This window comes from Pseudarthrobacter sp. lyk4-40-TYG-27, assembly GCF_030209295.1.
Classification (GTDB): Bacteria; Actinomycetota; Actinomycetes; order Actinomycetales; family Micrococcaceae; genus Arthrobacter.
Genome location: NZ_JARVSH010000001.1, coordinates 155,423 through 168,545, shown reverse-complemented (window position 1 = coordinate 168,545; position 13,123 = coordinate 155,423). Strand labels below are relative to the sequence as shown.

Genomic DNA, 13,123 nt, shown 5'->3' with positions numbered 1-13,123 from the left:
CCCGGGTCAGTCCTGCGCGAGGATGGCGTACAGCCGCCGGCGGGCCTCGTCGAGCACCGCCACTGCCTGCTGCACCTGGTCCGGTGAACCGGTCCTGCCCACCTGCGCCGCGGCCTGGGCCAGCTCAATCCCGGCCTTCGGAAGGGAGGCGCCGCCGGTTCCGAAGGTGGCGGCCGCGGGATCCCAGGGCGCGGACCCGTGCAAGTCAGCCGCCTCTTCGCGGCCCGCATCGGTCAGCGAGTAGATCTTCCTGCCGTTGGATTCCTCGGCCCTGATGGACCCTTCGTCTGCCAGGAGCTGCAAGGTGGGGTAGACGGACCCTGCGCTCGGCTTCCAGCTGCCGCCGCTGCGCTCCTCAATCTCGTGGATGACCTGGTAACCGTGCATGGGCTGCTCAGCGAGCAGCGCCAGAATCGCCGCCCGGACCTCGCCTTTCCCGGCCCGGGTTCCAGCCCGTTTCTCGAACCTGGAGCGAAACTCTTCGACCGCTTGCCACATTCCGTCCAGGTTGTTCCCGCCGAACCCGCCTGCAGGGTTTGAACCACGCATGATGCACTCCTTCGTCAATCGCGAACGATACACAACGATACTCAGCGATACATTCCGGCACCATAGCCGGACGGCCGGTTTCCGGGGCCGGAAAGGCCCAGGCGGCGTCAGGTCCTGCGCAAGGTGAGGATTTGCTCCGCCCGGCCGAAAGGTCCCTGCCGGTCGTGCAGCACCGTGGACGTCAGCCCAATCCCGTCCGAGCCGAAGGAAACGGCGTTGTCCAGCCCCAGCCACTCCCCTTGCGGCCGGCGGTACATGTGGATCTGCAGGTCCAGGTTGGGGAAGGCATAGCTGTCCTTGCCGGGCGGGACCCTGGCGGCGATTCCGTTGGCCGTGTCCACCATTCCCATCAGCCGCGCCAGGTCGCCACTGTCGGCCCGGTCGGTCAGCGGGTGTCCGGTGCGGAGCCACACTTTCCCGGCGCCGGGGCGGTGCCCCTCAGCCACCCGCATTTCCAGGGAACGGATGTAGCCTCCCGGCCACACGGCCGAGCCGTCATACGGCTTGCATTCGTCCGGGCCCGGAATGGCCGGGTCTTCGACCTCCGCTATGGGGCTGGTGTCGCTGGTCAGCATGCGCCACGCCGTGGCACGGATGGCGGTCCGGCCGCCGGCCACCAGTTCGGCCTGCACAAGTTCAATGGTCCTGCCGGGCCGCAGCGTGGTGGTCTCGATCCGGAAGTCGCCACCGGGGATCAGTCCCAGGATCTCGTAGCTGATCCGGGCCATCCGCATGTCGTCGCGCGGCTTGTGCCGTTCCAGGAGGTCAGCCATCAGGCCCGAGGCCGGCGCCATGTGCTGCTCGTGGGTGTTCCAGGCACCCTGGGCATGGATGGTTGACCGGAACCGGCCCCCGCCCAGTTCCTGGTAATAGAAGTTGCCCTCGGCGAGTTCAGGCAGGTCTGCAGTCAAAGCTGGCCCCTTAAGCAAAGTTCAGTGAATTGCCACTAACCCTATCGCCAGTGAGTGCGCCGCGACGCGGCAGGCAACGAAATGTTGGCGGGTACCACAGCCAAGCGGACTACACTCAGGAACTGGTCCTGTCAGCAACCCTCAAAAGAGGTGTTTCATGCGCGTCATCAGCTACAACCTCCGCAAGCATGCCGCAAGCGGCGAACTTCTCGCCCTGGCACGGAATCACGACGTCGATGCGCTGTGCCTCCAGGAGGTGGATTCCAGCGACCTCCCGGAGACCCTGGGCCCCCTCCATCTGGCGGATGCCACCAAGGGCAACAGGCTGGGCCTGGCCATCTACTACCGGACCAGCAGGTTCACGGCCCTGGACACGCAGTCCTTCGCGTTGAAGAAATCGATGCACGACAGGGTCCTTGCACCGGCCCATGAGCGGCTGATCGGCACGCGGGTCATGGACAACCAGACGGAACACGAACTGGTGATCGGCTCGTTCCACGCAGCACCCCTGACGGCGTCGAACTCATTGCGGCGAAAGCAGATCCACGCGGCCCACGCGGAACTGCTCAGCATGGGCAAAGGCCTGATGACGCTGATGGTGGGCGACTTCAATTATCCGTTCTTCACCAAGAACCTGGATATGCACATGAAGAACTCCGGCTATGCCCTCTCCTTGAGCAACCGGCGCACCTACACCCGGTACAAGGTTTTCAAGGGCCATTTCGACTTCGCCACCTCCCTGGGGCTGGATATCGCCAGCGTGGAAACCCTTCCGCGCGGCAATTCAGACCACCTGCCCATCCTGGTGACAGCCGAGTACGGCGAAGGCTACTAGGCCCGGCCGCAACGCCGCCAATTACCAGGACTCCCCGGCGTCCAGTTGTGCCATCAGGTCCGGCCAGGCTGCTGCGAAACCGGGGTGGAGTTCCATGCCGTGGACCTCAGCCACCGGAACCCAGAGCAGGGCAATGCTCTCCGGATCGCTGATGACCGGCTCAAAGGACTCCCGTACACGAACCACCACGGTGGTGTAGGACCAGTAGCCATGGTCCAGCACGGAGGTAAAGAGAACGTCGACGTTGCCGGGCGGAACCGACGCTTCCTCGTAGGCCTCCCGGAGGGCGCCGTCAACCGGTTCTTCGCCCTGGTGCAGGGCCCCGCCGGGCAGGCCCCAGGTTCCGCCGTTGTGACTCCATACCGCGCGGTGCTGCAGCAGGACTCCCCTGGCGGGATCCCAGGCCAGGACCCCGGCCGCTCCGAACCTGCCCCAGAACCGGCCGCGGTCACCTTCCACCCAGGCGTCGCCCGGATCGCGGGGGCCGGTCCGCGGCGGCGGAGTGGAGGACAGGCTGGAGGGCGGGTAATGGTCCATTGCCCCAGTTTGACAGGTGAAGCGGCGGGACGTCAGGTGCCCTGCCCGTGGTCGACGGCGAAATCACCGCCCGGGTACATGACTGTTTCGTGGCCGTCGTCGAACCGGACCAGGTAGGGCGGGCCGCCGCCTTGGCCGCGCACCTCCAGGATCACCCCGTGCCGGTCCGCGGACCCCACGTTCCTGCCGCGCACCACGATCCGGTCGCCTTGGGCTGCCTCCATGGCAATCACCTCCACGGCCCAAGGGTACGACCCGCGGGCGCACCGGAACAGTGCCGCATGGCAGGATTTCCGGTATGCCGCTGAACCTCGTCCTGCTCGCCGACACCCATGTACCAAAACGCGCCAGGGACCTGCCGGGGCAGGTGTGGTCCGCCGTCGAAAATGCCGATGTGGTTTTCCACGCCGGCGACTGGGTGGAGGCAGCCCTGCTGGACGAATTCGAACGCCGGAGCAAGCGGCTGCTGGCCGTCTACGGCAACAACGACGGTCCCGAACTGCGCCGGCGCCTGCCGGAAACGGCAACTGCCGCCCTGGATGGGGTCCGCTTTGCCATGGTCCATGAGACCGGGCCGGCCACAGGACGCGAGCTCCGGTGCGAAGCGCTGTACCCGGACGCCGATGTGCTGGTCTTCGGCCACAGCCACATCCCCTGGGACACGGTGTCACCGCGCGGGCTTCGGCTGCTGAACCCCGGGTCGCCTACGGACCGCCGGCGCCAGCCGGTTTGCACCTATATGGAGGCGGTACTCGACGATGGCGCCCTTGCCGGGGTCCGGCTGGTGGAGGTCCCGCGGTGAGCCGCTTGGCACGGCGGCCGGAATTGCCTAGGCTGGAACAGTAAGCAAGCTTAGTTTTTGTTGGCTACCCTTTCCGCAATTGCCGGCTGCTTCATGTCCCGGGCCGCCAATGGGCCCGCGTCCCACCCGAACAGGAGGACCACCATGACTGACCAGTACACCTTCCGCAATCCCGTGACCGCCTACGAAAAGATCTCCCCGCCCAAGCAGCACCAGCCCGAACCGGGCCTGGACGCCGACCTGGAGCCCAAGGCCGACCTGGGTGAGGAAACCTACCGCGGCACCGGCCGGCTGGAAGGCCGCCGGGCCATCGTTACCGGCGCGGACTCCGGGATCGGCGCCGCGACGGCCATCGCCTTCGCCAGGGAAGGCGCCGACGTCGTCCTTTCCTACTTGCCGCAGGAAGAGGAAGACGCCGCGCGCATCGCCGGGATCATTGAGGCCGCAGGCCGGAAGGCGGTCAAGGTGCCGGGCGACCTGAAGGATTCCGCAGCGTGCCGCGAACTGGTGGATACTGCCGTGGCAGTGCTGGGCGGGGTTGACGTCCTGGTCAACAACGCCGGAAAGCAGGTTGCACAGGAGGATCTGCAGGACATATCGGATGAGCAGTTCGACCACACGCTCAAGACCAACGTCTACGCCATGTTCTGGGTCACGAAGGCTGCCGTGCCGCACATGCCCGCCGGCTCCACCATCATCAACACCACGTCCATCCAGGCCTACAACCCGTCGCCGACCCTGGTGGACTATGCCACCACCAAGGCCAGCATCAACAACTTCACCAAGGGCCTGGCTCAACAGCTTGCGCCCAAGGGAATCCGGGTCAACGCGGTGGCGCCCGGGCCCATCTGGACTCCGCTGCAGGTCAGCAGCGGCCAGCCCAAGGAAGAATTGCCCGAGTTCGGCCAATCCACTCCCCTGGGCCGCGCCGGCCAGCCCGCTGAACTGGCCCCCGCCTACGTCTTCCTGGCCTCACCCGAGTCCAGCTACGTGGTCGGCGAGACGCTGAATGTCAACGGCGGCAGCCCCACGCCCTAGGCTCCCGGCCGCCCAACACGGCGGGCCCTCCGGTTATTCGGCGGCCTCCTGGCCGGCCAGGAGCTCATCCGTGGCAGGATCCGGCTCGCCATCAAAAAATTGGGCCAGGACCGTCTTGAACACTGTTTCTCCGGGCGCGGCCCGGAGAAACAGTGTCATGGACGAACGGAGCTTCTGCGTATCGATTCCGCCAAGGATGTCCGACGCCGAACGGCCGGAATGCGTGGTGAGAGCCAAGGCACACTCAAGAAGGCGCGGGCCCAGGACGGGGTGGTCCAGGTAGGCCCGTGCCTCTGCCAGGGACGAGATGGCGTAAGTCCGCGAGGTGGCGCTCTGCCCCAGCCCGGCAACTTGGGGGAAAATGAACCACATCCAGTGCCCGGTCTTGTTGCCGAGCTGCAGTTCGCCAAGCGCGCTTCGGTAGGTTCCCCCACTGTCTTGGGCGGCGACGAATCGTTCCAGGTCAAACGCTTCACTCATGGGCTCTCCTCTGTGGCCTGCAGGTCATTGTGTCAACTCTTTCTCCAGGAGGCGTGCTGCCGTTTGGAGTTGGGATTCAGGGTCTTCGCGCCAGCGCGCCAGGACAGCCGCGGCCCGCTGGCGGTCTCGGTGGTCCAAGCCGGCCAGCAAGGGCACCAGGACGTCGGAGACCAAAGGCCCGGCCAGCTCTGCCGCCTGGGCCGAGCGGAGAAAGCCCTCCAGCCGGGTGAGGTCCGAATGCCGCAGCACCTGCACCTTTGTTTGCAGCAGGACAACGGCGGCCAGCCGGCGTTCGAAGACCGGCTGCGAGCCTGGTTTCGGCTGGCCCCACAGGGCGGAGGCCAGCATGACCGTGGTGTCATGGCCCATGTCCTTGAACTTCCGAAGGGCGTCCCGGACTGTGCCGCGGACTGCGCCGATCGAAGACCCGTAGGAGGCCAGGGCTCCGCCCAGCCGGTAGCCCACCTCGTCGGCCCGATACCAGGCACCCTCGTTCTGAAGGGTCCGGTCGATAAATTCAGCAGCAGCCGCGACGTCGGGCACCTCGGTCACCGCCCCCGCCCCGCAGAGGCATGAAGGATACAGAATGGGGTCCAAGGCCGCGCCTCGAGTCTGCCGGCCGCGATGGGCTCGCCGCAGACCGCACAGGTTCCATATGTGCCGTTGGCCAGCCGCTCCAGGGCTGCCTCCACCTGGTCCAGCCCGGCTGAACTCTGCTTCAACAATGCCGACGCCTGCGACAGTTCGAAGGCGATCGTGGCGCCCTCGGGATCGTGTTCGTCATCGACGTTGGAGTCCTGCCGGGCCGCGTTGGCCGCGTCGATATCAGCCCGCAGCGCCGGCAACAGGGCCAACCTCCGGGCCCGTTCCTCTTCGAGCAGCACCCTGAACCGTTCGAAATCTGGCATGCGGAAAGCCTAGCGCGCCAGTCAGTACCAGTTCAGGGCGACGGAATGGCTCCAGGCGCCGCACGGGGACCCGTAGCGGTCGCGGATGTAGCCGAGCCCCCAGTCAATCTGCGTCCGGTAACTCGTCAGCCAGTCGCTTCCGGCGCTGGCGTACTTTCCCGGCGGCAGGGCCTGGGCTATGCCATAGGCCCCGGATGAGGCATTCGTGGCCGTGGTCAGCCAGCCGGATTCCTTGGTCCACAGCTGGGACAGGCACTGGAACTGGTCGGCGCCCCAGCCGAGGGCACCCAGGCGTCCTGAGGCATAGGCCTTGGCGCCGGCAGGATCATTGACGGCACCGCCCGGGACGGAGGGAACGACGACGGGCGGCGGGCCGGGCACGGCTGGCTGCGGCGGACTGCCGGGAACCGGGTCGGCCGGCGGGGCCGGTACCGCCGCGTTGCCGGCCGGAGCCGCAGCCGCGGGTTTGGGCTGCCGGGCTGCGGCCGCGGCAGCCTGCGCCGCGGCTTCGGCCTGCCGGCGGGCCTGCTCCGCCGCAGCGGCGCGCTTGGCCTCCTGGGCCGCTTCATAGGCAGCCAGCGCCGCCTGGCCCTGGCGATACTCCCCCTCAAGTGCCGCCGTCGTTCCCTTCAGCGAGGCCAGCTGGGCGGTCAGTTCGGTGCTGTGCTGCTGTTCGTCATTTACCTGCCGGGCAAGCGCGTCCTGGGCGGAGCGGGCTGCGTCCAGTTTGGCTTTTGCTTCCCCGGACAGTCGTTCCCGCTCAGTGCGGGCCACTTTTTCCTGCTCTGCCAGGGATGCGGCAACTTTTCCGGCAGCCGCAGCTTTCTCCACCAGAGCAGCAGTCTTGTCGCCCACCAGCTGGACGAGGTTGAGCCCTTGGACGCTGTTGTTCTGCAGGGCATCAAGGGCCACGAAGAATCCGGTATTGGTCCCGCCCGTCTTGTACGCCTGGACGGCAAGCGCTCCGATTTCCTTGCGATGACGGGCCAGTTCGTCGTTGGCGCGGGCAGCCTGGGCGGACAATGTATCCAGCCTGACCGATGCCGCTTGCAGCCCGGCGTCGGCTGCGGCGTAGTCGGCCGCTGCCCGGACCGCCGTGTTGCCGGCGGCTTCAGCCTGGGTCTGGAGGCCGTCCAGGAGCCCATTGATGGTGGTGATCTCTGCCGCTTTCGCTGCCTCGGAAGACTGCGCCTGCTGCACGTCAGCCCAAGACGGATACCCACCGGGAGGTGCAGGCTCGTCTGCCGTGGCAGGCAGGACCGTGGCCGCTGCCACTGCGATGGCGAGCAGTCCCCCCACCAGCGGGGACGTGGGCATGGTCACGAACAGGGGCATAGTCCCGAAGCATACCGGCGGCACGCCGGAGCGGAAAGGCGGCCGTGCCTGCTTTGTTACCCGTTTGGTCCGGTGCCGGACCGGCGGGAGCCCGGCGAGGGTGGATCGGACCCATCCAATCGCTGGTTGAATACGAGAGAAGAACCTCGCATGTTATCTAAACGTGACAATGGGAGGGTCGGCGGGTTATGGTCTTCTGGTGTCCCTCCCCAAACGGGACACTCCCATCAGTTTGCCGAGCCCTGCCGCTGATACCGGGATTCAACCGCATTCATGCTGGCAGGGACGGGGGAACCAAGTTTCCACGGCCTTTCAGGTCTTGGGGTTAAGCCGGACAGCTCCTCCGCCCACCGCGGAGATATGTTCGGCCGGGTATCTCCAACCCGAACCCGACAGCTCACCCCGCAGGCATGGGAGAGGCGATCAATCGTGTCAAAGAATCTCAGCACTGCCCGCCACCGCGCGACCCCGGCCCGCTCCATTGCGCTCGAGGGACTCGCCATGACGGCCAAATCACAGGCCCGTTCGTTTGGCCGTCCGGCCCTCGCTGTTGCCGCCGCGTCCGGCATCGCGTTCGGCGTCGGCGCCCCGGCACATGCGGGCGTGACGGGCGCGGACACCACTGAGCAGGCCAGCGTCCAGGCCGCCGCAGCTCCTGCAACTGCTCCGGCAGCCGCGGCAGCAACCGTCCACACCGTCGTTTCCGGGGACACCCTCGGCGCGATTTCGGCCGCGTACGGAGTCAGCCTCAATGACGTCCTGGCTGCCAACGGCCTGGGATTGTCGTCCATCATCTACCCCGGTGACCAGATCCAGATCCCCGGCGCCGGCTACGTGGCAGCACCTGCCCCGGCGCCGGCAGCGGCCCCCGTCCAGGCGGCAGCCGCCACCGCACCGGCGAACACCGGCATGAACATGTCCTACGCATCAGCAACGCCGGTGGCGTCCACCACCGGGAGCGGGACCGGTGCTGCCATCCTGGCCTCCGCCTACGGCCAGGTCGGCGTGAGCCAGGACTGCACCGCCATGGTTGAAAAGGCCCTGCGCTCCGTCGGCAAGAGCGTCGGCGACCTGGCTCCCACGCAGTTCTTCCAGTACGGCAGCGTGGTCGGGAGCCCGGCACCCGGCGACCTCATCATCACCTCGGGCCACGTGGGCGTTTACGCCGGAAACGGCCAGGTTGTGAGTGGCGGCGTCAACGGCTACACCACGCAGGTGCACTCCATCAGCTGGCTCAGCGGCTACTCAGTGGTCCGCGTCGCCTAGTCTTCGCGCAGTAAAGCCTGCTCCCAACAGGAGGGTGGCAGCCGGGTCTCCGGTTGCCACCCTCCTGTTGTTGTCGGATCAGGTCCCGCAAAAGGTCGTATAGGTCCCGAAGTCCGCCGGGGCACCGTCCATGTAGCGTTCCAGTCCGGCCCGCTCGGTGAAAGGATCGGTCACGGCCTGAAGCAGGCGGTGCAGCGGGGCAGTGTCTCCCTCCGTGCCGGCGGCGAGGGCTTCCTCCACCAGATGGTTCCGTGGAATGTACGCCGGGTTGACGCTGTCCATCAGACCTGCGTCGGGTTGCAGCGCCAACCACCGCTCCGACCAGGCGTCGAAGCCGGCCAAATCCATCACCATGCCGCGCACCGGGCGCAGGTCGCCGCGGGCGGCCCTGCCTAGGTTACGGAAGAACAGGGTGTAATCCACCGGGCCGTCCTTGAGGATGGCCACCACATCGTCAATAAGGCTGGACGCGGCGTCGTCGCTGGCGTTTCCAGCGGCAAGACCCAGTTTGGTTTTCATGCCGCCCGTCCACGCCGTGCTGTACTGTCCACGGAATCCACCGAGCACCTCAACCGCTGCAGCAACAGCCTTGTCCTCGTCTTCGTCAACGAGCGGCAGCATTGCCTCGGCAAGGCGGGCAAGGTTCCATTCGGCAAGGACTGGCTGGTTGGCGTAGGCGTAACGGCCACTGACATCGATGGAACTGAAGACGGCGGCGGGATCGAAGGCATCCAGGAACGCACACGGGCCGTAATCAATGGTTTCCCCTGAGATGGTCATGTTGTCCGTATTCATGACCCCGTGCACGAATCCCGCCAGCATCCACCGGGCCACCAGCCCGGCCTGGGCGGAACAGACGGACGCAAACAGTGCCAGATAGGGGTTTGGGGCGACGGCAGCGTCCGGATAGTGCCTGCTGATGGCGTGGTCAGCCAGCCGCTTGAGCAGGTCCATGTTCTCCGTGGCCCGGGCGTACTGGAAACTCCCAACCCTCAAGTGGCTGCTGGCCACCCGTGCCAGGACAGCACCGGGCAGCATGCCCTCGCGCCGGACCTGCCGCCCCGTCGCCACCACGGCGAGGGAGCGCGTGGTGGGAATACCCAGGGCGTGCATGGCCTCACTGACAACGTACTCGCGCAGCATTGGCCCGACGACGGCCCGGCCGTCCCCGGCGCGGGCGAAGGGGGTGCGCCCCGAGCCTTTGAGGTGGATGTCCAGCAGGCGGCCGGCGCGGTCCGTGACTTCCCCCAGCAGGAGCGCGCGTCCGTCGCCGAGCAATGGGGAGTAGCCGCCGAACTGGTGGCCCGCGTAAGCCTGCGCCACCGGGGTGGCACCGGCGGGAACGTGGTTGCCCACGAGGAGGCGCACCCCTTCGGGACTGCGGAGGTATCGCGGGTCAAGGCCCAGGCCTGCTGCGAGCTTTTCATTCAGGACCAGGAGTTCGGGGTCCGGAGCTTCCTCGGCCTGCCAGGGAACGGCAAGTTCCGCCAGTTCACGGGCGAAGTGGCCGTCGAAGGTGACCGTGGATTCAGCTGCTGCCGTCATGGGTTAACCCTATCGCCGTGGTGCCGCCCGCCCCTCCTGCACGGAGAGCTTCAGGCCCTGCCGCCGCTGGCCCCTGCATCATCCAGCCCCTTGGCATAGGCCGCCTGGCCGGCATGCTGGAGGCAGTCCCCCAGAATGCTGACAAGCCGCACCCCAAGGGTCACCGGCGGATCCCAGCGCCTGTCCACCACGCGGTCCAGGTCCTGTTCTTCCAGGCTTTCGAGGACCTTCGTGGTCTGCCGGTGGACTGCTTCACAGTACTCAAGCAGGAGCTCACCGGATGCCCGGACAGCATCCACCTGGCCGCTGGAGTGGCCATAGCCCGTGTCGCCTTCCGCCAGCGGGAGGCCAAAACGCGACACGAAGCCTTCCGACGTCCAGACCTGTTCCAACTCCGAGGCGGAGGCGACCTGCGCATCCTCCACCCTCCCCAGGTGCCACACCAGCCAGGCGATGGAGTTGCCGCGGCCGGAGGGGCGGTGCTGGAGCTGTTCCTCGTCGAGCCCGTCGAGCACCTGCCGGACCATGCCCGGGAGGCGGCCAAAGGACTCGAGGAGCAATTCTTTGGAATCCATGGATCTGGCGCCTTTCGGGTTGCCCGGTCGGGGGAACAATAAGGTTACTGAGTAAACATAATGCCTGTGAACAGGCGGCCCCAGCCAACACGTGCGCTTGTTTCGACTTTGAGGGGGACGCGGGGTACAAGGTAACCAAGGTGCATCATGTCGTGGGCCGGGCGTTGACCGCAAGCAAGGAGAACCGATGGAACGCAGCAATGTATCCCCGGACAGTCACGGGGCAGAACCGTCCCGGACCCAGTCCCCCGCGGCAAGGATGTCAGCGCTCTGGGCGGATGGTTTGGGCAGGGCCAGCATCAGGGCCGTCCAGGCGCTCTCGCTGCTGGCGCTCGCCTGGGTGGCCGTGGTGGCCGCCACCCGGGTTCCGCTGGTGACCGTACCCGTGCTGGTCGCCCTGATCCTGGCGTCGGCAATGGCTCCCGCCGTGCGGTGGCTCGCCGCCCGCGGGTTCCCCCGGTCGCTGGCCGTGCTGTCATCCTTCCTGGTGATCATCGCCGTCGCGGCCGGAGTGGTGGGCGGCATCGTTGCACTGGTCCGCCAGCAGGCCCCGGTTCTGGCAGCACGGGCGGAAGCAGGGATTGGCCAACTGCAACAATTCATCACCACGGGACCCGTCGCACTGACCGGCGCGCAAATCGACGCGGCCCGCAACGAATTCCAGAAGTTCCTTGCCGGCGGAACCCTGGGAGCCGATGCGCTGACCGGACTCAGGACCGCCGGGGAGATAGCTGCCGGCACGGTCCTGACGGCCGTCATCCTTTTCTTCTTCCTCAAGGACGGCGAGAGGATCCGGTCGTTCCTGATCGGGTTCCTTCCCGGCAACCATCAAGGAAAAGCGCAGTTGGCCGCGGAACGCAGCCTCCTGGTGCTCGGCGGCTACGTCCGGGGCACCCTCATCATTGCCGCGATCGATGCGATCCTGGTGCTGGTGGGGCTGCTCATCCTTCGGGTCCCCCTGGCCGTGCCGCTGGCCGCCGTGGTCTTCCTGGGCGGGTTCATTCCGATCATCGGGGCAACCACCGCCGGCAGCCTCGCCGTACTGGTAGCCCTGGTGGAAAACGGGCCGGTACCGGCGCTCATCGTGCTGATCATCCTGGTGGCTGCCAACCAGTTCGAACACCACATCCTGCAGCCTGTCTTCATGGGCCGGGTCCTGCGGATCCACGGGCTGGTCATCATCCTGGCGCTGACGGCCGGGGCCACCTTGGCCGGCGTGGTCGGGGCGCTGCTCGCAGTCCCGCTGGCCGCCGTCGGATGGACCATCTACAGGACGCTGTCCGGACGCGAAGCAACGGCCGGCGATCCACCGGCACCTTCGGCCTAGCGGCCCTCCTGCACGCCTGCTTCGGTGACTTTAGGCCCTAGAGTGCCGGTGGGGCGGGGGCCAGTCTTGAAGGGCAGGAAGACCCTTTCACGACAAGCAGGAAGTGCGGCCATGTCATCCCAGAAACCCATCGCCGTGGGCACCAACGATTCAGCACAAAGCCAGGCCGCAGTCTTGTGGGCTGCCCGTCGTGCACACGACGCCAAGCTGCCCCTGGTGATCCTCCACGTCGTCGATGACCGGTGGATCGCCGAGCCCTACCCCTGGTTCGGGACCCTGCAGCACGCTGGCGAGGAACTCCTGAAGACCGCCGCCGCGCGCCTTGAAGGATCCGTCCCGATCACGCCCGCCACGGAAATGCTCACCGGGAGCGTGGGCGGATCGTTGGCCAAATACTCCAAGAAGGCCTCCATGATGGTCATCGGCTCCGGGAGCGGACACCTCGGCGGCACCCTGGCCGACCGGGCGCTCCAGGTTGCCACCGCGGCGAAAGTCCCGGTCGCCGTTATCGGAACCCAGGACCTTGAGGGCAGGACGGGCGTCGTGGTGGGCGTGGATGGGTCCGCGGAATCGACCCAGGCTGTCGCGTTCGCCGCTGCCGAAGCAGACCGCAATGGTGACGAACTCACGGTCGTCTACGCCGTTAACATCCCGAATCCGGTCGTCGATGCGGGCCTGACACCCGGCGCCCTCGCTGACCTGATCGTCGATGAGGAACGCGTTGTCCTCTCCGAAACCGTCGCGGGGCTCAAGGAAGACTACCCCGACCTGACGGTGCACCAGCGCCTTGTATCGGACAAGGGCCCGGTGGACGCCCTGGTCGACGCCGCCGCAGGGGCCCGCCTCCTGGTGGTGGGCAGCCGCGGACGGGGCGCCTTCAAGCGCCTGCTCCTTGGTTCCACCGCCCATGGCGTGCTGAAGCACCTTCCTTGCCCCACCATCATTACCCGGACCCAGGCCATGAAGGACACCATCTAGCCGCAGAGCCTGCAGGTCCTCTTCCCCACCTGTCCAT

At 66.8% G+C, this 13,123-nt stretch carries 16 protein-coding genes and 1 riboswitch; of the genes, 6 read left to right on the top strand and 10 right to left on the bottom strand.

What is annotated here, in order from left to right:
• Window positions 1-6: 6 nt before the first annotated feature.
• Window positions 7-549, bottom strand: coding sequence for a PadR family transcriptional regulator (locus QRM96_RS00840; RefSeq protein ID WP_018761472.1), 543 nt, complete (start codon window positions 547-549; stop codon window positions 7-9).
• Between the two features lie 107 nt (window positions 550-656).
• Window positions 657-1,460, bottom strand: a complete 804-nt coding sequence (locus QRM96_RS00835; protein WP_285317986.1) for a thioesterase family protein — start codon at window positions 1,458-1,460, stop codon at window positions 657-659.
• A gap of 157 nt (window positions 1,461-1,617) precedes the next feature.
• Here QRM96_RS00835 and QRM96_RS00830 point away from each other — a divergent pair, with 157 nt between their 5' ends.
• Entirely contained in the window at window positions 1,618-2,295 is a 678-nt protein-coding gene (locus tag QRM96_RS00830; protein ID WP_018761474.1) for an endonuclease/exonuclease/phosphatase family protein, read from the top strand.
• A 21-nt stretch (window positions 2,296-2,316) separates the two neighbouring features.
• Here QRM96_RS00830 and QRM96_RS00825 read toward each other — a convergent pair whose 3' ends face one another.
• Window positions 2,317-2,832, bottom strand: coding sequence for an NUDIX domain-containing protein (locus QRM96_RS00825; RefSeq protein WP_285317984.1), 516 nt, complete (start codon window positions 2,830-2,832; stop codon window positions 2,317-2,319).
• A 32-nt stretch (window positions 2,833-2,864) separates the two neighbouring features.
• Entirely contained in the window at window positions 2,865-3,056 is a 192-nt protein-coding gene (locus QRM96_RS00820) for a DUF1918 domain-containing protein (RefSeq protein WP_018761476.1), read from the bottom strand.
• A gap of 74 nt (window positions 3,057-3,130) precedes the next feature.
• Between QRM96_RS00820 and QRM96_RS00815 the strand changes: the two genes are divergently transcribed.
• Both QRM96_RS00815 and QRM96_RS00810 read left to right on the top strand, forming a co-directional pair.
• On the top strand, window positions 3,131-3,634 hold the full coding sequence (locus QRM96_RS00815) for a metallophosphoesterase family protein (protein WP_018761477.1): 504 nt from the start codon (window positions 3,131-3,133) through the stop codon (window positions 3,632-3,634).
• 144 nt (window positions 3,635-3,778) lie between these two features.
• A complete protein-coding gene (locus tag QRM96_RS00810; protein WP_018761479.1) occupies window positions 3,779-4,672 on the top strand; it encodes a glucose 1-dehydrogenase in 894 nt (297 codons plus the stop codon).
• A 33-nt stretch (window positions 4,673-4,705) separates the two neighbouring features.
• On the opposite strand, the gene QRM96_RS00805 is transcribed toward QRM96_RS00810, so the two are convergent.
• Genes QRM96_RS00805 through QRM96_RS00790 form a run of 4 tightly spaced genes read right to left on the bottom strand, consistent with a single transcriptional unit; the run spans window position 4,706 to window position 7,395 of the window.
• A complete protein-coding gene (locus tag QRM96_RS00805; protein ID WP_018761480.1) occupies window positions 4,706-5,152 on the bottom strand; it encodes a DUF1810 domain-containing protein in 447 nt (148 codons plus the stop codon).
• A gap of 24 nt (window positions 5,153-5,176) precedes the next feature.
• Window positions 5,177-5,704, bottom strand: a complete 528-nt coding sequence (locus tag QRM96_RS00800; RefSeq protein WP_018761481.1) for a DNA alkylation repair protein — start codon at window positions 5,702-5,704, stop codon at window positions 5,177-5,179.
• Window positions 5,701-6,060 carry a TraR/DksA family transcriptional regulator gene (locus tag QRM96_RS00795; RefSeq protein WP_018761482.1) on the bottom strand — a complete coding sequence of 120 codons (360 nt, stop codon included), beginning with the start codon at window positions 6,058-6,060 and terminating at the stop codon, window positions 5,701-5,703. The genes QRM96_RS00800 and QRM96_RS00795 overlap by 4 nt, the downstream gene beginning before the upstream one ends.
• A 21-nt stretch (window positions 6,061-6,081) precedes the next feature.
• Window positions 6,082-7,395, bottom strand: coding sequence for a coiled-coil domain-containing protein (locus QRM96_RS00790; RefSeq protein ID WP_285317982.1), 1,314 nt, complete (start codon window positions 7,393-7,395; stop codon window positions 6,082-6,084).
• Window positions 7,396-7,648: 253 nt separating this feature from the next.
• Window positions 7,649-7,821: riboswitch (cyclic di-AMP (ydaO/yuaA leader) on the top strand.
• 3 nt (window positions 7,822-7,824) lie between these two features.
• On the opposite strand from QRM96_RS00790, the gene QRM96_RS00785 reads away from it, so the two are divergent.
• Entirely contained in the window at window positions 7,825-8,661 is an 837-nt protein-coding gene (locus QRM96_RS00785; RefSeq protein ID WP_285317980.1) for a C40 family peptidase, read from the top strand.
• A gap of 78 nt (window positions 8,662-8,739) precedes the next feature.
• On the opposite strand, the gene QRM96_RS00780 is transcribed toward QRM96_RS00785, so the two are convergent.
• Complete coding sequence (locus tag QRM96_RS00780) at window positions 8,740-10,206, bottom strand: protein adenylyltransferase SelO (protein WP_285317978.1); 1,467 nt, start codon at window positions 10,204-10,206, stop codon at window positions 8,740-8,742.
• Window positions 10,207-10,256: 50 nt separating this feature from the next.
• Window positions 10,257-10,781 (bottom strand): mycothiol transferase, encoded by a 525-nt coding sequence (locus tag QRM96_RS00775; protein WP_285317976.1) that lies wholly within the window; start codon window positions 10,779-10,781, stop codon window positions 10,257-10,259.
• A 187-nt stretch (window positions 10,782-10,968) separates the two neighbouring features.
• Between QRM96_RS00775 and QRM96_RS00770 the strand changes: the two genes are divergently transcribed.
• Window positions 10,969-12,108 (top strand): AI-2E family transporter, encoded by a 1,140-nt coding sequence (locus tag QRM96_RS00770; protein WP_285317975.1) that lies wholly within the window; start codon window positions 10,969-10,971, stop codon window positions 12,106-12,108.
• A 111-nt stretch (window positions 12,109-12,219) separates the two neighbouring features.
• Window positions 12,220-13,086, top strand: a complete 867-nt coding sequence (locus QRM96_RS00765; protein ID WP_018761488.1) for a universal stress protein — start codon at window positions 12,220-12,222, stop codon at window positions 13,084-13,086.
• The last annotated feature ends 37 nt before the right edge of the window (window positions 13,087-13,123 follow it).